Here is a 20,207-nt window from a genome sequence, read left to right as displayed (position 1 = left end):
CCTCATTAGTCTTGATTCAACATTGGCATCTTGATGCCTTTTTCCTTAGCAGTCTTAATGGCAAGCTCATAGCCTGCATCAGCATGGCGAACAACACCCATTCCAGGGTCTGTGGTTAATACTCGCTGCAATCGAACTTCCGCATCCCTTGTACCATCCGCTACAATGACCATTCCGGAATGCTGTGAATAACCCATTCCTACACCACCGCCATGGTGAAGGGAAACCCAGCTGGCACCTCCGACTGCATTAATCATGGCATTGAGAATTGGCCAGTCAGAAACGGCATCACTTCCGTCCTTCATTCCTTCTGTTTCCCGGTTTGGCGAGGCAACAGAACCTGCGTCCAAATGATCCCGTCCAATGACAATCGGTGCCGAAACTTCACCAGATGCAACGAGGTCATTAATGATTTTCCCTAAACGGGCACGATCGCCGTATCCAAGCCAGCAAATACGAGCTGGAAGCCCTTGAAAGCTGATTTTTTCCTGTGCCATTCTTACCCATTTACAAAGGTGCTCATCATCCTTAAACTCCCTGAGCAGTGCTTCATCAATTTTCCTAATATCCTCAGGATCCCCTGATAATGCCGCCCAGCGGAAAGGTCCTTTTCCTTCGCAGAATAAAGGTCTGATATAGGCTGGCACGAAGCCAGGGAAATCAAATGCGTTTTCTACTCCCTCATCCTTTGCCACCTGACGAATGTTATTTCCATAGTCAAAAGTAATAGCGCCTTTTTCCTGCATCCTAAGCATAGCCTTTACATGGATAGCCATGCTTTGCTTCGATAGTTTTACATATTTAGAAGGGTCTTCATTTCTAAGCTTAGCTGCTTCTTCTAAACTATAACCAACTGGTACATACCCATTTAACGGATCATGAGCAGACGTTTGGTCTGTTAGCACATCAGGGATAAATCCATTTTCAATCAAAATTGGCAGCAGTTCAGCAGCGTTCCCAATTAAACCGATGGATAATGCCTTTCCAGCTTTCTTTGCCTGTATTGCAAGATTAATAGCCTCATTTAAATCGCTCGTTTTCACATCAAGGTAAGCGGTTTCAATTCGACGGTCGACTCTCGTTTCATCAACATCAATTGCTAGACAGACACCATCATTCATCGTAACCGCCAACGGCTGTGCTCCGCCCATGCCGCCAAGTCCTGCTGTTAATGTAATCGTATGCTTTAGTGATCCGCTAAATTCTTGTCGTGCAAGCTCTGCAAACGTTTCGTAGGTTCCTTGGACAATTCCTTGCGTTCCAATATAAATCCAGCTGCCTGCTGTCATTTGTCCATACATCATTAATCCTTTTTTATCTAACTCATGAAAATGCTCCCAGTTTGCCCAGGCAGGAACTAAATTAGAGTTTGCTAATAGTACTCGTGGTGCATCTTTATGTGATTTGAAAACAGCCACAGGTTTACCTGATTGAATTAACAAGGTTTCATCACTTTCTAATTCAAGCAGTGATTTGACAATACCGTCATAAGCTTCCCAGTTCCGGGCCGCCTTGCCAATTCCACCGTATACCACTAAATCCTCTGGCCGCTCGGCTACTTCTTGGTCAAGATTATTCATTAACATTCTAAGGGCAGCCTCTTGAATCCAGCCTTTCGCATGTAATTCAGTTCCTTTATAATTGGTAATTACTCTTTTTTTAGATGTACTAGCTTCCATTCTTTCACTCCTCCATATCGTATATCTCTCCTTAAGTATAAAAATAAAATCTTCTGAAAAATACAAATTAATCATTAGAATAATAGCATTATTTATCTGTACAACTCGTTTATTTTTAGCCTATAACTATATTATTTTTAGAAAAATGTTATTTTTTTAGAAAAAAATAAGACTCAGAAGATTCTGAGCCTTATTCCCTCTTATTTATTCGAAATTCTCTCGGAGACATTCCAACCACTTCTTTAAAGATTCTGCTAAAGTAGTTAGGATTATGATAGCCAACCAATGCTGCAATTTCCTTAACCGGTTTACTGGTTTCTAGGAGATATCGTTTCGCTTCTTTTATTCGTATACTTGACAGGATGTCCGTAAACCCTTGACCTGTCTTTGAAATCAGCAAATGACTGAAATAAGAAGGATTCCGGTCGACATACTTTGCTGCATCTTCAAGCTTTAGATCACTGTTTGCGAAGTGGGACTCAATAAAGGCGATACCTCTCTCAATGAGATCTTGTTTAATCAGCTTCGGACTGGAGTTTGCAGCCAAGAATAATTTTTGAACAAATAGGATTAAATTTTGTACCGAACGATATAGAACACTATCATACAAAATGGAATGAAAAATATACCTGTACTCTTTTTCGTAGTTTGGCTGGTTATCTAAATCGTAGGTTTTCATGAATCGCCTAATTTGGGCAAGGATACTCGTCAGCCTAATTCTAACCAATCCCGGATCTGGATAAGGATTTTCTAGTTGGAGAAACTCGTCGTAAAGCCATTTTTTCAACCCTTCTAAATCGTGATTTGCCAGCATGTCCACCCAAACCCTTTGCTCGGGGGGAGCCAAAAAAGGATCAATATGTACCCATTCAGGAGTGTACTCAAACTCCACAATTTGCCGATAGCCCCGATAATAGGTAAAATCAAGCATCTTTTGTATTTCATGGAATTTTTCATTAAGACTCACCTGTGTTGAAGGATTGTTACGTACCACAACGGCGAGTGCATCTGAGAATTCCTCTTCCCACTTTCTCATCGCCTTTTGGCATTGTTCCTTTCCATTCTGGCACGATTCTTTAAATAAAAGAACGACCATATCGCTTAAAGGGAAAATTCCATGAATCTCTCTAAAAGGAAAGTCTGATAAAAAGGAGTACAACACACCTATGTTCTCTGTATTTTCAATCTTAAACGCAGCCATTTTATAGTCCTCTATTATTTCACGCTGAGCGATAAACAGCGCCTCATACGATAAATCCTTATAATACTGTAAATGCGGGACTGCTATCGTATCCTGCTTCTTGTCAAGGACTTTTGCTGCTTTTTGATAAGCGGACTTCACTTTGGCAGCGGAAAACGGTTTGATCATTAGTTCTAAGGCTTGCAGGTCAATCGCTAAGCGTGCCTTTTCAAAGGTAGCCTCCGCACTTGTTAACAGCAAAATAGGCTGATAGATTTGAATGTATTCTCTAAAACTAGACCAATTATCACTGCTGATCATATCTAGTTCTAATAGAATGATATCTGGTGACTCTTTCTCAAAAGTAACAACAAAGTCTTGATAATTGGAAGCTAAATGTATGGATGACACAGGGATGGAAGATGATTTTAAAAGCCATTTTAATCCCTCCCGCTCATTTAGATCGCGGTCTGCAATTAACCATTTTCCTTCCATTATTCTCCCCCCATCTAAAAAAAGTACTACTAATATAATAAAAGTATACCTTCAATGTGGCAATCTACAAGTATTTTTAGATTTTAATTCTTATTCATGAAATGTGATAATTTGTATTGAATTCATAGGTTCATTATGCGCATAATAATTTTTGTGACTATTGAAGAGAGGGGAAAATCAAGACATGAAATGGCACAAAAATTTACTTAAAATTATACAGGACCGCCAGGGTAAAAGACTTGCATTAATTGTTGACACCTCAACAAATGAAACAAAAATTGATCTTATCGCAAATATTGTTACTTTTTTCAAGGAGCTTACTCCAGAAACCACCCTCGTTCAAGCGGATTTTAAGATACGTACTTCAGAGCAGATTACAGAAGGCAGTGAAATAAAGTATCACACACATGGTAAAGCTTCTTATACATTGGCATTAGAATGGGCGGAAGAGGAAAAAATTGAAACGGTATTTTATATTACTGATTTAACTGGTTTTTTACCCGAGGATATGGAGGTACCATCCTACGAGGTTTACTGGCTCGTACCGACTGAATTTGTTCCTAAAGCACCCTTCGGGAAGGTGATGAAAATCGTTTAGGAGAAACATGCAAAAAAGAGGAGTAACTCTCCTCTTTGACCATTTTCCTAATTTATGATGAACTTTCATCCAAATGAGCCAGAGACGAATTCAGTGCAGAAGATGATCCTTCCTCATTCGGCAGGCCTATTGCTTCCTCCCTCATTGGAAGTGATAATGTATTTTTTTCAACCAGCTGCTCTAATCGATTTATTCTATCATGTAATTGAGCTCGCTCTTTATCCGCCATTATCCCTTTTGAAGAATAGTATGGATCCTTTTCCCACCAGTCCATTCCAATTTCTCTAGCTTTATCTACCGAGGCAACCAGAAGCCTAATTTTTATTGTTAATAGATCGACATCTGCCAAAGAAATTTTTATATCACCAGCGATGACGACTCCTTTATCGAGAATTTTTTCAAGAACATCAAGTAAATTCGATGATTGCGGCGGGTGATGAATGGGCATATGAACCCTCCTCCTCTTAGATTAAAGCAGTTTTCCTAATGGCCCCAATTCAATATTGAGCTCTTCATGTTCTAAACCAAAAATCTGCTTTAATTCTTCCATTTTTTCTTCAAGTCTCATCAATGTTAAACCTAATTCTTCAATTTGCTCATCTGTTAATGTATCGCTTTCCACTCTCCGCATTGCCTGCCTTTCCATAAGCTGCCGGAGAAGTTCTATAATGGTTAGGACTAATTTTGCTAACCCTTGCTCTACCTGATTAGAATCTAGTGGTAATCTCTCCATCACATAATGCCTCCCCTGCAATTATAGGCTCGTATGGACCATAGGCGCTTTCAATCGACGAGATTAGAAGCTTAAGATCCACAACAATTAAATCGATATTGGCAACCGATATTACTATTTCTCCACTTACCACAACGCCTGTATCAATGATTCCATCAAGGAGATCCAACAGCGTCATTTTTTTATTTTGAAAAAGATGATACTGTTCCATCATTATTTCTCCTTTGAAAAATGATATGGCGGCCATGGTCCGCTAACTTGAAAAGTACAGCCTGCCTCCGCAAATTCTTCTTCTAAATCATGAATTTTATTAAGAAAGAGTTCTGATTTGTATTTATTAATTAGAAAATCACAGTTTACAATCATTTCATCCTGTCGTTCTGTTATTTCTCTTCCCCAATTTCCTCGGAGCTTAGCCTCTTCGAAAAATGACTTTAACTTTTGTTCTACTTGCTGCCACCGCTGGGATTGTTCTTTCTCTACTTCATCGGAAATCAATTGATTAAGCCTTTTCTTCATAATAAATTGCTTTCCCTTTGGCATAGTGCTAATGTTTTCTCTTAACTCTAGAACGGTTGGATTATTCTTTATTACATAAGAAAACGCCTGCTCGGTGTAACTGTATATCTTTACGTTCCATTCTTGTTTTTCTTTCAAGCGGTTTAGCTTCTCGAAAATTACATCATATTGTTCATTAAGTAAGCTTTTTAGATTATCTTCTTTTTGAAAAATTGTACAAAATGACATAGGAAGGATAGTAAACACACTATTAATAGCTGAGATGCATTCATGATGATGAAATGCTTTCTCCTTTAACCAATCAGGGTCTTTTAATTGAAGGTCGATACGCTGCTGGGAAAAATTCAGGGGGTTTGACTGGGGTAATGACTGCTGCAAGTCCTTTATAGGGAATGATTGAAGTCTTCTTTTGATCAATTCCAATAATGAAAGGAACCTCTGATTTTTGTAATTCCTCCTTTAAAATGACACCATACAAATAAATAAAATCATTTTCAACCGCAGTACGAGCCATAACTACCTCCTCCTATGAACATTAATACTCGTTCTTCTCGCGTTCTTTGGCAATTTTATATCTGTTAAGTAATTCCTGCTCTCGTTCTATATAGGATTCTTCATCCATTTCTCCCATATCAAACATCATATGCAGTTCTATCAGCTGCTGCTGTATAATAGTTAAATCGTAAAGCTCCTGATCTGCTTCTTCCTGAATTTTTTCACCTAATTTAATAATTGAAGTAATGGGGAAGGTAAATAATTTAAATATCATAATTTCCCTTCAATCCTTAATCGAATATTTACAAAGTTATAGGCCGGCCATGGTCCCGAATACTTAAACTCTGCTTTTTCCTTCCATATTTCGTAAAGCTCATTTACCTTATTGTCGAAGGCTGCTTCGTGCGCAGTATCTACTAGAAAAGCTGCATTTAACAGTGTTTTTCCTGGTATGGTTTTATTTTGCTTTCCCGCTTCTGCCAGCTCTAATAAGGCTTCAAAAATTTCCGTTGATACTTTCTTCTCTAAATGGAGAATGAAATTTTGGGCTTGCTCACCTAGATAGATTTGTTCATAAAAATTTACTTGGTCATTCTGTTTTGATTTCCACTCATTTAAAAGCGGGTCTTTCGTCATTTCCTGTTCAATCCATTCTTTCTTCGGGATTACTTTTAAGCCTACTTCCATCTTGTTTTTTAAATGCGTAAACAATTTTTCAAATTCCTCATTTAGATGTTCCATTATTAACAGGACATCATTTTTGGAGTGAAATACATTCCCGAAGCTCATTGGTATTACGCTATATTGTTTCATTACCTCTGAGATGATTTGTTGATGGGCCATTAAATTGTTCCTAGCGGGTAAAACCTCACCTGAAACGTTGGATGCTACCATTGCAACATTATTAAAGTGAATAGTATATACACCGCTTTTTCTTTCATTTAAGATAACAGTTCCAAATTTCTTAGGCGCCTTTTCACGAATCGCACAAAAAAGGTACACCCCATCTTGTGTACTCATTTTTTTCCTTCCCTTCTCAGAATTTCCTTTAGTATTAGTTCCTTAACTTTCGCAGGGGGCTGTTTCGAAAGGTTTTGAGTCATCGGTCTTATTAATACATCCATACATAGTGCCTGATAGCTGCTATTTTCAGCTATCATTTGTATGTTTGATGTTTTTGCAACTGACGCAATCATAAGTGAGGCTCGTAAACTGGGACAAAATCCATTACCATAAGACCTTAGATTGGTAACCAGCCTAACTACTTCCTCTGCTTCATGCTGTTTTAGTCCTATTTTTTGTCTTAGAATTTCTATCTCTGTTTCCCTGTCGCAAGAATCTAAATGGATGGTGATCAGTCGATCTAATAGAGCGTCCTGTGTGTGAAAAGTCCCAGCATACTCATCCGGATTACTTGTAAAAATAATCGTAAAATCAGGATGGCATTTTAAAAATGAATTTTTTCCATTTCCATACAGAGGCAGAACTCTTTCCTCAAGCAGGGATAAAAATATATTATTCGTTTCCGGGCGGGAACGTGAAAACTCATCATAAATTAGCACATGTCCGTTCTTAACGGCTTCAATGAGTTGACCTTCGATCCAAATGGGTTTGATTTCCTGCTCCTTCTTAAATACGGTGTGAATATAGTTATCAATTATTTCTTTTTTCTTGACTCCAGAATACTGTCCCAATAAATCTTTGTTGGACAATTCATGATGGCCGCGAAGAATGGTCATCTTTCTATTTAATTGTTTCGCAATAAAAATCGCTAAGCTTGTTTTTCCAACACCTGTTGGTCCAACAAAATGAACAGGAAAACCAGCTTGCATGTAGTTAAGGGTTCTGTCTATGATATCTTTGAAAAAAGGAGTGTTTACAAACTCATCTGTTCCTTTTCGTTTATCTGACGGATTCAACATTTTTCCTCCTAATATTAGATTCTTAAAAAAGGAGCCAAGGCACACTTAAGCCTCGACTCCTTCATTTAATTCAAAAAACAACCTACGACTCTTCTGCAAAAGGAGGCTGTTCCTGAAGAAGGCCAACTGCTTTTGCATATCTCAACCAAGTATCGACACTTGCAATAACAATACGGGCATCAATTGTTAAAAGCTCAATTCCCACTAAAGAAACACGAGCCCATAAATCAATCACAACACCTTTATCCAAAATACGGTCAATAACTTCTGCCAAGCTTGAAGAGTCTACACTTTTTTGAATAGCAGCCATCTAATCCCCTCCTTTCATTGACTGCAGCTATAGAGGGAGTGTAATAAATTATTCTTTCGTCCTAGACCATGTGATTTCTCTTTTATCCCCTTTTGACCACAAGTCACTATCGTTATAAATAACGATTACTATACTATATGAATAGCTGTTTAATTGGAGTGGACAAGTGCTTTTGTTTGCATGTCTTTAATAAATAAAAAGAGACCTCATTAAATGATGTCCCTTTTGGTTAATGTATTATTTTGTGGTTTATCCATTTTTTACGATTTTTGATGGATTGTTAACCTTATATAGTACCGGTGCATCGACGATGAACTCTTCTTCTACATCTTTCCCTTTTGCCAGCTTCTTTTTAGTTACTTTTCCGTCAAATTCAAGCTGATCTCCTGGCGCCAATTCGAATTTCTTTAATGTTTTACTGTGGCTGCACCAGGCAAGACCAAGATCTAACGGCTCATCTTGAACGATTTGGACATTTTCAAGAACGACTACCTCATCATTTTCTTCATTAAATGGATTGTAGGTAAGAGCAAATTGTTTAACACTTGCGGTAAAGTGTACCTTTTCTGTTGGCAGCTCAATTTTTGGTTCTTTCTCTTTTTTCGGTTTTGCTGACTTTGGCTTTTTGGGTTCTGATTTTGTTACTGGTTTAGGTTCAGGTGTTTTTGCTTCTGCTTTAGACTCTGAATCCTCTGAAGCTTGTTCTGGTGTACTGAAATCCTTTTCTTCTACCTGCAGCATGGTCTCCTTACCATAACTGGAAGCCTGCATTTCCTTTAAGAAGGCAGGGTGGATACAAGACAAATTTCCATCTTGAAATTCAATCACCAGCGTATTAAACTCCTCGGACTTCCCATAGGTCTCATATCCTTTAATGGTTACCACACGCTGGTAATTCCGCTCCTTAAACAAAAACTCCCGCTTCGCCTCCTTCGCAGACGAAAGCCCCCACTCCTTCAACTTCTCACGGTAATGCTCATCATCACGAAACCCCTCAAAATCCCCTTTCGGCGGAACATAACGAGTCAAACCACTTCGCTCTAACTGCTCATGCTCAATAACCATACTTCCACACCTTTCTTATAGTGAACACCTTATGAACATCTCACCCTGGTGACAGGCACCACTCGTGTACAACTGTCCGTCTCCAGTGGACACTCATATATACCTTTTATTATGTATTTTTAATTGATACCTTTTTTATTGTATCAAAGTTTGCTATTAATGAAAAAAGCTTAGGCATGATTTTTTGTAGGAAAGCTGGTTCATTTCTACAAATATCATGCCTGTTTTTTCAGATAATGATTGGAGGTTTTCCGATTGGATAGTATTCAATGGAGCTGCATGCTCGGATTTTCTCTTCTGGGAGGCAGTTTCTGCCGTCGATGATAATGGGTTCTTTCATTTTCCCTGCCATAGCTGCTATATCAATGTTTTTAACCTCTTTCCACTCGGTAACGATTAAAACAGCATCTGCTTCGAATATCGCTTCTTCGATGGAACCCGCATATTTTATGATGTCTCCGATAATCTGCCTAGCGTTTTTAGTCGCAACTGGGTCATAGGCAATAACTTCTGCTCCATATTTTGTTAACGCTCTCGAAATCGGAATTGACGGGGCTTCTCGCATATCGTCTGTTTCTGGTTTAAACGCTAAGCCTAAGATTGCAATTTTCTTGCCTTTTAATCCTCCAAATCTCTTTAAGGTTTTCTTCACTAGGATTTCTCGCTGATACTCATTAATCGCAATCGTCTCTTTTAACAGTGGGAAATTAACCCCATTTAAGCCAGCTGTATGGAGCAGCGCTTTGACATCCTTTGGAAAACAAGAGCCGCCGTAGCCAATACCGGCATTCAAAAATGCTTCGCCAATCCGTTTATCCTTACCCATGCCTTTTGCAACATCAGTTACATCAGCTCCAACTGCTTCACACAAATTGGCAATTTCATTGATATAACTAATCTTTGTTGCTAAAAATGCATTTGCAGCATATTTAATCATTTCTGCACTTCTTGTGCTCGTTAAAATGACAGGTACATTCAATGGGCGGTACATATCATGAATTTTCCCTGCTGCTTCATTATCTTCGGAACCGATAATGATTCGATCGGCTTTCATAGTATCTTCGATTGCGGATCCCTGTCGGAGAAATTCAGGATTGGAAACCATTTTCACTTTAAACCCACACTGGTCTTCAATCAAATTCCCTATAAAATCATTGGTTCCAACTGGCACTGTGCTCTTAATGACAACGATTGTTTTGGAAGTAACATAGGAAGAGATATCCTTTGCAGCTTGTACCAAATATGAAAGGTCCGCTGCACCATCATCCCCCTGCGGTGTTCCAACGGCTACGACAATGATTTCTACCCCAACCAACGCCTGATGAAGAGAAGTTGTAAAATGCAGCCTGCCTGCTGCCATATTAGCAGATAATAATTCTTCTAGACCTGGTTCATAAATCGGGGATATCCCTTGACGTAATTGATTAATTTTTTGCTCATTAATATCGATACATGTGACATAGTGACCAATTTGTGATAAACATACACCTGTTGACAATCCTACATAGCCTGTACCTAAAACAGCAATCTTCATATCAATCAATCTCTCTCTTACTATTCTGTAAACTTTGTAACTTAATGACTTCTTCCAAATACGCTAATACCGAATCTTTGATGTCGTCACGGCTTAGTGCGAAATCAATGGTTGCCTTAATAAAACCAATTTTGTCACCAATATCATAGCGGCTTCCTTGAAAGTTATAAGCAAAGACGGCTTGATGTTTGTTCAATTCATTGATGGCATCTGTCAGTTGTAACTCATCTCCGCGTCCCATAGGGATTCTCTCTAAAATTTCAAATATTTTAGGACTCAATACATATCGTCCCATGATGGCATATCTTGAAGGAGCCTCTTCTATGCTGGGCTTCTCAATTAACGAATCAATATGAAATAGGTCTGACTCAATCATCGTCCCTTTCGGCTTAATAATCCCGTATTTGCTGACATCCTTCTCTGAAACTGTCTGAACGGCAACAACCGAACTATTATAATACTCAAACACATCAATAACCTGCTTTAGGCAGGGTACTTCCGACATGACGATATCATCCCCAAGTAAAACCGCAAATGGTTCGTCTCCTATGACGCTTTTCGCACATAGAATAGCATGTCCCAGTCCTTTCGGCTCTTTTTGACGGACATAAACGATATTAACTAAGTTTGATATATTTTGAACTTCTGCTAACATATCGAGTTTGTTTTTCTTTAATAGAGTGTCTTCTAATTCATAAGATTTATCAAAATGATCCTCGATGGACCTTTTGCCTCTGCCGATAATGATGATAATTTCCTCAATCCCTGAAGCAGCTGCTTCTTCAACAATATATTGAATAGTGGGCTTATCAACAATCGGCAGCATTTCTTTTGGCTGTGCTTTCGTGGCTGGCAAAAATCGTGTTCCGAGGCCAGCTGCTGGAATAATGGCCTTTCGGATTTTCATATGCTGCCTCCTTTCTTTTTCTCTTTAATCTTTTATATGCATGTGGACAACCTCCGGTCACGTTAATAACCTATTAGACTCTTTATTTGACGATAAAGCCTGTCTATTTTATAAAAATAAAACTCCCTTACTAAATTGTTCCAAGGGAGTCATTCTTGATTTTGATGAATGGGTTGAAAAACTCGTTTAATAAACCTTTCCATCAGCTTTCTGAGAATTTTCTTTCGTCGTGTAACCAGCGTACTTACGATTGCTTTTCTTTCTTCATTCGTAACCTGCCAATCTTCCGGAATAAGTGCTGCTATTTCCTCTATTAAATGAATAGGAATCTCTTGAATTATTTCTAGCTGCTCATAAAATTCTTGCTCATTCTCAATAAAGCTAGCCATAATTTGGTGGGTGGCGCTTTTTAAAATGGTGATTGGAAGGGATTCAATTTCTTGAAGTGTCCAGTTGTAGGAAGCGAACACTTCGGCATGGTCGATGATCCACAAACGGTAGGATTCTCCTGCGTTATCACATAAAATGATGTTTTTCCTGGTACGGTCGCGATTGCACATCCAGTAATCAAATAAAATCACACCTGCCAAGCTTTCTTTGTTCGAAATAGCAGGAACACTTGTCACCTGATGTCCATCATAGCAATCAGGTACATACAGGCTTGCGAATTGAGTTTTTGATTGGGCCATTTGAGAGAGTTCAGGGTATTGGGAGGAAAACTCCTGGGGTATTTCTACTAATTGAGCAAACGGTATTGGCAGACCAAGGTAACGTGCAAGGCAATAGGCGACCCATTCATTTGCCAAAGCCTTATCAAATCCAGGCTGGAAGTATTTTACGACGTAGTCCCGGCCATCATCAAACGTGATTAAGTGCGCCCGTGATTTTCCTTCTAACGTTTTCTTATAAGCAATAGGCTGAATCATTCACGATTCACCCCGCTACTTTCATCTGTATTTGCACCAGTTATTTTTTTCAACAATTGAACATATTGTGCAGCGACTACTTCTATTGCGAATTTCTCATGTACCCATTTAACGGCAGACTCTGACATTTGTCGGTGGAGGGTTGGGTTATCAACTATTTCAGAAAGCTGTTTAACACCATCTTCAACATTTTGACCACGAAAAAGCAGCCCATGTTCACCATTGATAACCAATTCCGTAATGGGCATCATTTTTGAAGCAACAACGGGTACACCGCTAATCATCGACTCAATGAAGGTATTTCCAAAGGATTCGGTCTTAGTTGTAGCTAACGTACAGCCGCCAGATTGCCTAATTTTCGCATAAACATGCGGCATTTGCTGATAGGGGATTACTGGAAACCATTTCACCACATCCGTCAACTGCTCCTCCTGCCATTTAGCAGCAAATTCTTCCCTCTGTACACTTTGAGCACCGCCAATGACCCAAAATTCTATATCATCCCGTTGACTTTTCATAAGCTTTGCGATTTCTAAAAGCATTTGCCAATTCTTACGCTTGTCTAATCTGCCAATCCAGCCAATTATTTTTTTTCCATTTAAACGTTTCGGTTCACTTTCAACATTAATCTCATCATCAGATAATGCACGATAAAATGTCGTGTCTATGCCATTGTAAATAACATGTATCGGAATCTCGTCTGTTAAAATGGATACCAGTCGTCTTTGATACTGTGAAGGAACAATGATGGCTTCCGGAAGTATACCTCTGAATGATTTCAAATGCGGTTTAAGCTTAATTAGTTCTGGTGTACGTGCCTCAACCAGCACTGGCCCCTTATACTGTGCTTTCTTAATCCATTTAAAAGCAGCACCTGTGTCAACCACAATAATGGCATCATAGTGATTATCTCTAATGATTTTAATGATTTCCTGTTCATCCTTTGTCAAATAAACGGGCGCAACATCTTCCATAATATGGAGCCCGCCGTGATCAGTCGTATACAGAAATTCTGTCTCAATTCCATGTTTCTTAAAATAAATCGAGCGATTGCGCCAGCCGGCATTCACCCCGCCAACTGTCAGCAGACGCCAGATAACTAAAACTTTCATAATGGTATCTCCTTGTATTATTAGGCTTCCTCCCCATATAATTAGAACCTTATATTAGCCCAAAAGCTGTTCACTTTTTCTTATCTTTTTTTTTGTCTTTCTTATCGTTCCGTCGGTCGCGGTCATTGTGCCGATCTCCACCGTTGTGTTTACCGCCTTTACCACCCTTTGCACCCTTGCTTCGCCGGTCACGATTGTCTTTTGTGTGACGGTCCCCTTCAAAACGTCTTACGCCTTCATAATGTCTCTCACCTTCAGGATGCCTAGCCTCAAAACCTTGTTCGAGGTTGTCCCAATATTCATCAATTTTGGCCATAACCGCTTCAGGATCAGCACCTCGAGCAAGCATCGTTTTAATCCATTCTTCTTTAAAAACCTTATGAACAAGTCCCTGCAGCAGGTTTACATAGTTTTTCTCATCTGCTGTTGTCAATAAACTATTACTAAGATTCTTTATTTTGTCCTTATCTGGTTCCTGCGGGAGAAGTAAAGCAGTGATTTGCCTTGAGATTTCTTCCATCCGAATGTAATGGAGCCACTCCATATATAATTCCGGAGCCATTTCCTGGACATGCGCCATAAAGATTGCTTTATTTTGTTCCCCTAAGGATGTCAATAATTTTCGCGGGTATGGGTAGACGCGGTCACGCCAAATGGTTCTCGCTACGTCAATTACCTTAAGACTTCCGTCCGGCTGCAGGTAAATTTGCCGTTTATGATGGTCAATTCTCTCATAACCAATTTTCTTAAACGTGATCAGCATTTCAATTAATTTTGCAGAAAGTGCCTTTGTTAATGGCTGGGATTGTAAATACTCACGTAAATCAACACCTCTAATAATTTCCATCACAATATAGAGTGGACCTTTACCATAAAGCTTTGGAAAAAGAGTAGTTTGCTGCCCAAGGGATAAAGCATAATATTCGCGGTCGCAATCCTCCGTATTTCCAAACACTTTCACACAAATATCATCCGTTAATTGGAAAACGGCTCCTTGGCGACCTTTCCCCATCATAACTAACGGTGAATGATTTACCACTTCTACGTCCGCATTGACTTGGTTGGTTACTTTAATGTTGTTCATCCACTGTTCTAAATTTTGAATATACATATATTTCCTCCTTCCTTTTCAAGTTGGCAGTTTGATCATTTCTGTAATGTGGCAGTTTTAAACTGCATACTCTGCTTGTCTATTCTTTAACCCTAAAAATTTACTGCCTATTATAATAGATTCAATTTACACACAAAGTGTTAAGGCATATGACTATAAAAAGAAAAATGTATATTGCTGCTAAACTTAAATTAAAAAATCATTCTCAAAGTCCATACTTTGTTAAAGAAGTCATTAAATTTTTCTTTTATAGAAAGAAATTTCCCAGTGATAACTTTCCTGCAAATGAATCTTTAGTATCCTATCTGTTTGGTAATTAACCAAAAAGCCGGCTCCTTATCAAGGAACCGGCTTTCCTCTTTTTAGGTGTACATTATTTTCCATGATTCTTAAAATTATTGAAAAATTAACAATTATCTCCTTTATTTATTGTACAATTATGGTAGAAGCTGTACTCTTTAGGAGGTTTTCATGGACCGTCTTACGAATCATTTAATTGTCATTTCTTTTGATTGTCTGTCAGCATTAGATTTTCCTATGCTGAAAACACTCCCACATTTTAAGACAATCCTTGAAAATGGTGCATATGTAGAGAAGGTTGAGACCATTTATCCTTCGGTAACTTATCCCTGCCATACAACGATTGTGACTGGGAACTATCCTAACCGACATGGAATTATTAATAACACCCTTCTTCAGCCTGGAAGGTCTTCACCAGATTGGAACTGGTTTAGGGGTCTAATAAACGGGACAACGTTATATGATGAAGCTAAAAAGGCTAATTTAACAACTGCTGCCCTTCTTTGGCCAGTAACAGGTAAAGCAAATATTGATTACAATCTGCCTGAAATCTTTCCAAATAGGCCTTGGCAAAATCAAATATTAGTTTCGTTAAGGAACGGGAGTCCCCGTTACCAATGGGAGCTGAATAAACGATTTGGACATATTCGTAATGGATTAAATCAGCCTGAACTGGATGATTTTGTATTACAATCTACCCTGCATACCATTAAAACCAAAAAGCCAGATTTACTGCTGGTACACTTTACCGATTTGGACACGCAGCGTCATGATTATGGTTTTTCTTCGAATAAAGCCATTGCTGCTATCCAACGGCACAATGAGCGGCTTGGGCAAATCATGAAGGCTCTAGTAGAGAGCGGCATCTATGAAAATTCTACAATTGTCGCCTTAGGTGACCATAGTGCCTTAGATGAGAACAAAGCCCTAAACCTTAATGTGCTTTTCCATAAACACAGACTTATTACAACCAATCGTAAAGGGAAAATAAATAATTGGAGGGCCTATTGTAAAAGTTGTGATGGCTCCGCATATATTTATGTAAAAGACAGAAAAGATTTAGAAACTACGAGGAAAGTAAAAAGTTTATTAGATTCTCTAATTGTAAATCCGGCCACTGGTATTGAAAAAATACTTACTGCTGATGAAGCAGCCTTAAAGGGGGCAGATCCTTCCTGCGCCTTTATGCTAGAGGCCAAGAAAGGCTATTACTTTTTAGAAGATTTTCAGGGAGAATATATCAAAAATATTACCCGGGAGGATGTCAAAAAAGATAAAAAATACACATTGGCCTGTCATGGGTATTCTCCGGAAAAGCCTGAGTACTCCACCATTTTTATGGCTGCGGGTAAAGGGATACGCCCAAAAACAACCATTCCTTATGCCCGTCTCATTGATGAAGGTCCAACATTGGCTAAGCTTTTAGGCGTAGATTTAGGTGACACAGATGGAAGGATTATCGAGGACCTTTTGATCGTTTAGATGCAATTAAATAGGAGGAAAACTCTATGAGTCGATTGACGAAGCAAGAAAAAAGCTGGGTTTTTTATGATTGGGCAAATTCCGCTTACTCGATATTAATTACAACTGCTATCTTTCCATTATATTTTAAAGCGGCGGCAGATAGTGCCGGACTTGCTGGATCAACATCAACAGCTTACTTAGGTTATGCAAATTCCTTTGGAACCCTGCTTGTTTCCATTTGTGCACCTATTTTAGGGACCATAGGCGATTTTCGAGGGTTAAAAAAGAGATTATTTACTTTTTTTGTGATTCTGGGTATTGCCTTTACGGCAATGCTGGCCGTTGTCCCAAGCAGCCAATGGCTGGTCCTATTAATCTGTTACATTGTAACGGTCATTGGTTTTGGAGGCGCGAATATTTTCTATGACGCCTTTCTAGTAGATGTTACAAGTGAGGAAAGAATGAATAAGATATCGGCACGTGGTTTTGCGATGGGCTATATCGGAAGTACGATCCCTTTTATTATCGGCATTGCTCTTATTCTATTATCACAACAAGGGATTCTGCCTTTATCTGTAACTATCTCGACGCAAATAGCCTTTGCCATTACAGCCATTTGGTGGGGGACCTTCACCATTCCGATGTTAAAAAATGTTGAACAAGTCTATTACGTAGATAGAGTGGAAAAACCCATTTCTACCAGTTTTAAAAAGGTTTTTCAAACCCTTAAACGGATTAAAGCTTATAAACCTTTGTTTCTATTCCTTATTGCTTATTTCTTTTATATCGATGGTGTTCATACGATTATAACCATGTCGACTGCCTATGGTACTGATCTTGGCATATCATCTACAAACCTATTAATCATCCTATTTGCTACACAAGTTATTGCTGCTCCGTTTGCCATGCTGTATGGAAAGCTTGCAGATAAATTCACCGGAAAGAAAATGTTATTAGTTGGAATTTTTATCTATATTATTATTTGTATCTATGCTTATTTCATGAAAACAACTTTAGACTTCTGGATATTAGCGATGCTGGTTGGTTCCTCACAAGGCGGAATTCAGGCTCTTAGCCGTTCTTATTTTGCAAAGCTGGTGCCGAAGGAAAATGCAAACGAGTTTTTTGGATTCTATAATATCTTTTATAAATTTGCCTCCATTCTTGGACCAGCTTTGGTCGGTGTTACTGCCCAAATTACGGGCAATACAAATGCAGGAGTATTTAGTTTAGTCATATTGTTTATTCTCGGCGGAGCCGTTCTACTGCGTGTCCCAGAAACCAATGAGAAAATCCAAATAAATAGTTAATATGACAAAGCAAAACAACGCCTTGGGTACTGATGACCCAAGGCGTTGTTTGCTGTTAGGCAAAAAGATCATTATCGAGAATCATTTCCTTCTCGAGATGACTTGCTCGAATTCCAAATCTAGGCTTCAATTGACCGATTTCTTCACCAAGCAATAATTTTATTGCCAGGTAAGGAAAGTTGATTCCAGATAAACAGCTAAAGTGCATACCACCGCTCATCCTAGGATTAATTTCTAGGAGCTTAGCCACTCCATTATTATATTTGACTTGAATATTGAAGATGTACGGTAATTTATATTGCTGATGAAAGCGATGGGCTAGTTGAATGAGCTCATGATGTTCGACAATTTCTCTTACCCTTCCTTCCCCTTTCATCCTAGGGATGGCAGCAAATAGCTGATCATTTGAGGAAACACAGTCAATGCTGTATTCCGGTCCGTCCAAATACTCTAAAACCATGAGATCAGGAAATACCTCCTGCTGACTTAATATTTCACATGCATACTTATAAGACAGACGGCGGCTGCTCGCTCTTCTAAAAAGATGATCAATGCTTTCAATATGATCCTCGATGATGCGGAATCCAGTAGCTCCTTCTCCAATAACCGGCTTAAAACAAACCTTATGACCTTTTTCACTCAAACATTGATACGCATTCTTAAAATCATTTATCGTATTCACTACGTAAAAATCAGGAATCGAAACAAGTTCAACACCATTTTCTTCTGCCTGCATGATGGAGTGATAAGCCGCGGCTTTATTATCCAAGGTTTCCATTAATTCAGAATCTGGACAAACCAATACCTTCACACCGATTGCTTCAAAATCGGCCAATCTTTTTGAAATCAGTACATTTTCTTTCCGTGGGATGAAAATATCTATTTTATGCTGCAGACAAAATTCTAGACAAAAATCAATATATGGCTTACCAGAAATAATCGGTTCTGTGAAAGCATAATCACAATTCTGCAAATAGAGAGCATCCTTATTCGAATGAGTACCATAAACCACGAACTCCCGCCCATCATCATTCGAACGAATCATATCCATAAAATGCGTGACTGTCGTAAACCACCTGTTAAACCAAATCCTCATACGCTACCTCTTTCATGTTGAAATTCAAATAGAAACCTTAACCATTATTCGCCTATACCTTCCATTTTATACATATAACTTCCAAGAACAATGTATAATTCAGTGCATAAATGGTGCTATAATGAATAAATGGTGACAGGCACCGAAAGGGGTGCCGAAGGGGGTTAATATACATGTGTGGACGGTTTACGTTAACGGCGACTGTTGATCAGTTGATTGATCGGTTTGATGTTGAGTTTTTTCTTGAGCAGGAGGAGTATTTACCTAGTTACAATGTGGCTCCTTCGCAATCGGTGTTAGCGGTGATTAATAATGGATCTCATAAAAGAATGGGGTTTTTACGATGGGGATTAATTCCGCCTTGGGCAAAGGATATGTCAATCGGTTATAAAATGATTAATGCCCGAGCTGAGACATTATCAGAGAAACCAAGCTTCCGAAATGCTTATAAGAATAAACGCTGTTTGATTGTGGCTGATAGTTTTTATGAATGGAAACGTATTGACAGTAAAACGAAAACTCCGATGAGGATTAAACTCAAGTCAGATGAGTTGTTTGCCATGGCTGGTCTTTGGGAAAGTTGGAAATCACCTGAAGGAAAGACGATTTATTCCTGCTCAGTTATCACCACCCAGCCTAACGAGTTAGTACAAGACATCCACGATCGGATGCCAGTAATTTTAAAACCAGAAGATGAAAAAAATTGGCTTGACCCTTCCATTAGTGACACATCTAAACTTCAACCTTTACTTAAACCATTGGAGACTAGTTTGATGGAAGCATATGAAGTCAGTCCTCTCGTAAATTCACCTAAAAATAACTCGATACAACTAATACAAAAAATTTGTTAAAATCCCAAAAAAGATTGCCTGACTCAATTAGAGCCAGGCATTTTTTATACAAGAGCAATGGTTGAATTAATTTTCATGACAAAAGTCATGATTGCGGTTGTATCTAAATTTGAGGTATCCTCGGTAACTCCATTCACTTTTTTAACAATCTGCCTTTCGATAAAGTTCATTTTACTAACCAGGAATTCTCCGCCAAAAATACCGTTAGCGATTGAAATTTTCCTTAACTTCTCTGGATAAGCCAAATCGAATTGCTCAAGAGCTGTTTCACCATCGTGCCAGCAGCAAAGGAAGAGACCTAACTTTTTTGTTAACAGTTCCTCATAATACTTGCCAATAAAATGCTTGATTTTTCCTTGGATACTGCCGGCATGGATAGAGCCGCCAATGATGACGAAATCATAATCACTGACTTCATAATTAATTCTATCCCTCTTTAAATCGACTGCTAAGACGTCCCCTTCCATCCACTCACTCAGCAATTGGACAGCTTTTTCTGTTGTACCATGAGATGAGCAATAAACAATTAATGTCTTCATAAGTTAACCTACCCTCCATGGAAAAATTTTCTACGACTCCGACAAAACCAACCTTATCCTG

The 20,207-nt window shown here is 38.7% G+C and carries 22 protein-coding genes and 1 pseudogene; 4 read left to right on the top strand and 19 right to left on the bottom strand.

The genetic code is table 11. The features are described from left to right. Positions 1-5 precede the first annotated feature (5 nt). Both hutU and H0184_RS15800 read right to left on the bottom strand, forming a co-directional pair. Positions 6-1,679: a urocanate hydratase gene (gene hutU / locus H0184_RS15805; RefSeq protein WP_221826965.1), complete on the bottom strand. Its 1,674-nt coding sequence runs from the start codon at positions 1,677-1,679 to the stop codon at positions 6-8. A 190-nt stretch (positions 1,680-1,869) separates the two neighbouring features. Next, positions 1,870-3,354: a helix-turn-helix domain-containing protein gene (locus H0184_RS15800; protein ID WP_221826964.1), complete on the bottom strand. Its 1,485-nt coding sequence runs from the start codon at positions 3,352-3,354 to the stop codon at positions 1,870-1,872. A 184-nt stretch (positions 3,355-3,538) separates the two neighbouring features. On the opposite strand from H0184_RS15800, the gene H0184_RS15795 reads away from it, so the two are divergent. Next, a complete protein-coding gene (locus H0184_RS15795; RefSeq protein WP_221826963.1) occupies positions 3,539-3,952 on the top strand; it encodes a VWA-like domain-containing protein in 414 nt (137 codons plus the stop codon). A gap of 166 nt (positions 3,953-4,118) precedes the next feature. Here the strand turns inward: H0184_RS15795 and H0184_RS15790 are convergent. The 15 genes and pseudogenes from H0184_RS15790 to H0184_RS15720 all read right to left on the bottom strand — a co-directional run. Further along, positions 4,119-4,400, bottom strand: a pseudogene (locus H0184_RS15790) (gas vesicle protein); the annotation flags it as partial. A 21-nt stretch (positions 4,401-4,421) separates the two neighbouring features. Next, on the bottom strand, positions 4,422-4,685 hold the full coding sequence (locus H0184_RS15785; RefSeq protein ID WP_221826961.1) for a gas vesicle protein K: 264 nt from the start codon (positions 4,683-4,685) through the stop codon (positions 4,422-4,424). Continuing rightward, a complete protein-coding gene (locus H0184_RS15780; RefSeq protein WP_260631597.1) occupies positions 4,660-4,896 on the bottom strand; it encodes a gas vesicle protein in 237 nt (78 codons plus the stop codon). The genes H0184_RS15785 and H0184_RS15780 overlap by 26 nt, the downstream gene beginning before the upstream one ends. A 2-nt stretch (positions 4,897-4,898) precedes the next feature. After that, positions 4,899-5,582 carry a GvpL/GvpF family gas vesicle protein gene (locus tag H0184_RS15775; protein WP_221826959.1) on the bottom strand — a complete coding sequence of 228 codons (684 nt, stop codon included), beginning with the start codon at positions 5,580-5,582 and terminating at the stop codon, positions 4,899-4,901. Continuing rightward, positions 5,506-5,718, bottom strand: coding sequence for a GvpL/GvpF family gas vesicle protein (locus H0184_RS15770; protein ID WP_221826958.1), 213 nt, complete (start codon positions 5,716-5,718; stop codon positions 5,506-5,508). Before H0184_RS15770 ends, H0184_RS15775 begins: the two co-directional genes overlap by 77 nt. Positions 5,719-5,739: 21 nt before the next feature. Beyond that, entirely contained in the window at positions 5,740-5,973 is a 234-nt protein-coding gene (locus H0184_RS15765) for a gas vesicle protein GvpG (RefSeq protein ID WP_221826957.1), read from the bottom strand. Beyond that, on the bottom strand, positions 5,970-6,719 hold the full coding sequence (locus tag H0184_RS15760) for a GvpL/GvpF family gas vesicle protein (RefSeq protein ID WP_221826956.1): 750 nt from the start codon (positions 6,717-6,719) through the stop codon (positions 5,970-5,972). Before H0184_RS15760 ends, H0184_RS15765 begins: the two co-directional genes overlap by 4 nt. After that, positions 6,716-7,621: a gas vesicle protein GvpN gene (gene gvpN / locus H0184_RS15755; RefSeq protein ID WP_221826955.1), complete on the bottom strand. Its 906-nt coding sequence runs from the start codon at positions 7,619-7,621 to the stop codon at positions 6,716-6,718. Before gvpN ends, H0184_RS15760 begins: the two co-directional genes overlap by 4 nt. Before the next feature lie 82 nt (positions 7,622-7,703). Further along, positions 7,704-7,931 carry a gas vesicle protein GvpJ gene (gvpJ, locus tag H0184_RS15750; RefSeq protein ID WP_221826954.1) on the bottom strand — a complete coding sequence of 76 codons (228 nt, stop codon included), beginning with the start codon at positions 7,929-7,931 and terminating at the stop codon, positions 7,704-7,706. A gap of 249 nt (positions 7,932-8,180) precedes the next feature. After that, entirely contained in the window at positions 8,181-8,996 is an 816-nt protein-coding gene (locus H0184_RS15745) for a hypothetical protein (protein WP_221826953.1), read from the bottom strand. Between the two features lie 229 nt (positions 8,997-9,225). Then, entirely contained in the window at positions 9,226-10,530 is a 1,305-nt protein-coding gene (locus H0184_RS15740; protein ID WP_221826952.1) for a UDP-glucose dehydrogenase family protein, read from the bottom strand. A gap of 1 nt (position 10,531) precedes the next feature. After that, positions 10,532-11,437: a UTP--glucose-1-phosphate uridylyltransferase GalU gene (gene galU, locus H0184_RS15735; RefSeq protein WP_221826951.1), complete on the bottom strand. Its 906-nt coding sequence runs from the start codon at positions 11,435-11,437 to the stop codon at positions 10,532-10,534. Between the two features lie 149 nt (positions 11,438-11,586). Then, the gene (locus H0184_RS15730) at positions 11,587-12,363 is read right to left on the bottom strand and encodes a HipA family kinase (RefSeq protein ID WP_221826950.1); all 777 of its coding nucleotides are present in this window, start codon (positions 12,361-12,363) and stop codon (positions 11,587-11,589) included. Further along, positions 12,360-13,475, bottom strand: coding sequence for a glycosyltransferase family 4 protein (locus H0184_RS15725; RefSeq protein WP_221826949.1), 1,116 nt, complete (start codon positions 13,473-13,475; stop codon positions 12,360-12,362). Before H0184_RS15725 ends, H0184_RS15730 begins: the two co-directional genes overlap by 4 nt. A gap of 70 nt (positions 13,476-13,545) precedes the next feature. After that, entirely contained in the window at positions 13,546-14,586 is a 1,041-nt protein-coding gene (locus H0184_RS15720; RefSeq protein WP_221826948.1) for a protein kinase family protein, read from the bottom strand. Between the two features lie 471 nt (positions 14,587-15,057). On the opposite strand from H0184_RS15720, the gene H0184_RS15715 reads away from it, so the two are divergent. Both H0184_RS15715 and H0184_RS15710 read left to right on the top strand, forming a co-directional pair. Further along, positions 15,058-16,368, top strand: coding sequence for an alkaline phosphatase family protein (locus tag H0184_RS15715; protein WP_221826947.1), 1,311 nt, complete (start codon positions 15,058-15,060; stop codon positions 16,366-16,368). Between the two features lie 26 nt (positions 16,369-16,394). Next, positions 16,395-17,660: an MFS transporter gene (locus tag H0184_RS15710; RefSeq protein ID WP_221826946.1), complete on the top strand. Its 1,266-nt coding sequence runs from the start codon at positions 16,395-16,397 to the stop codon at positions 17,658-17,660. Between the two features lie 55 nt (positions 17,661-17,715). Here the strand turns inward: H0184_RS15710 and H0184_RS15705 are convergent, their stop codons facing one another. After that, complete coding sequence (locus tag H0184_RS15705; protein ID WP_221826945.1) at positions 17,716-18,756, bottom strand: ATP-grasp domain-containing protein; 1,041 nt, start codon at positions 18,754-18,756, stop codon at positions 17,716-17,718. A gap of 173 nt (positions 18,757-18,929) precedes the next feature. On the opposite strand from H0184_RS15705, the gene H0184_RS15700 reads away from it, so the two are divergent. Continuing rightward, positions 18,930-19,607 (top strand): SOS response-associated peptidase, encoded by a 678-nt coding sequence (locus H0184_RS15700; protein WP_221826944.1) that lies wholly within the window; start codon positions 18,930-18,932, stop codon positions 19,605-19,607. A 44-nt stretch (positions 19,608-19,651) separates the two neighbouring features. Here H0184_RS15700 and H0184_RS15695 read toward each other — a convergent pair whose 3' ends face one another. After that, complete coding sequence (locus H0184_RS15695; RefSeq protein ID WP_221826943.1) at positions 19,652-20,146, bottom strand: flavodoxin domain-containing protein; 495 nt, start codon at positions 20,144-20,146, stop codon at positions 19,652-19,654. Positions 20,147-20,207: the final 61 nt, after the last annotated feature.

It is taken from the genome of Neobacillus niacini (assembly GCF_019749295.1).
In the GTDB taxonomy this organism is placed as follows: Bacteria; Bacillota; Bacilli; order Bacillales; family Cytobacillaceae; genus Neobacillus; species Neobacillus niacini_D.
This window is presented reverse-complemented; position numbering and strand designations above follow the sequence as displayed.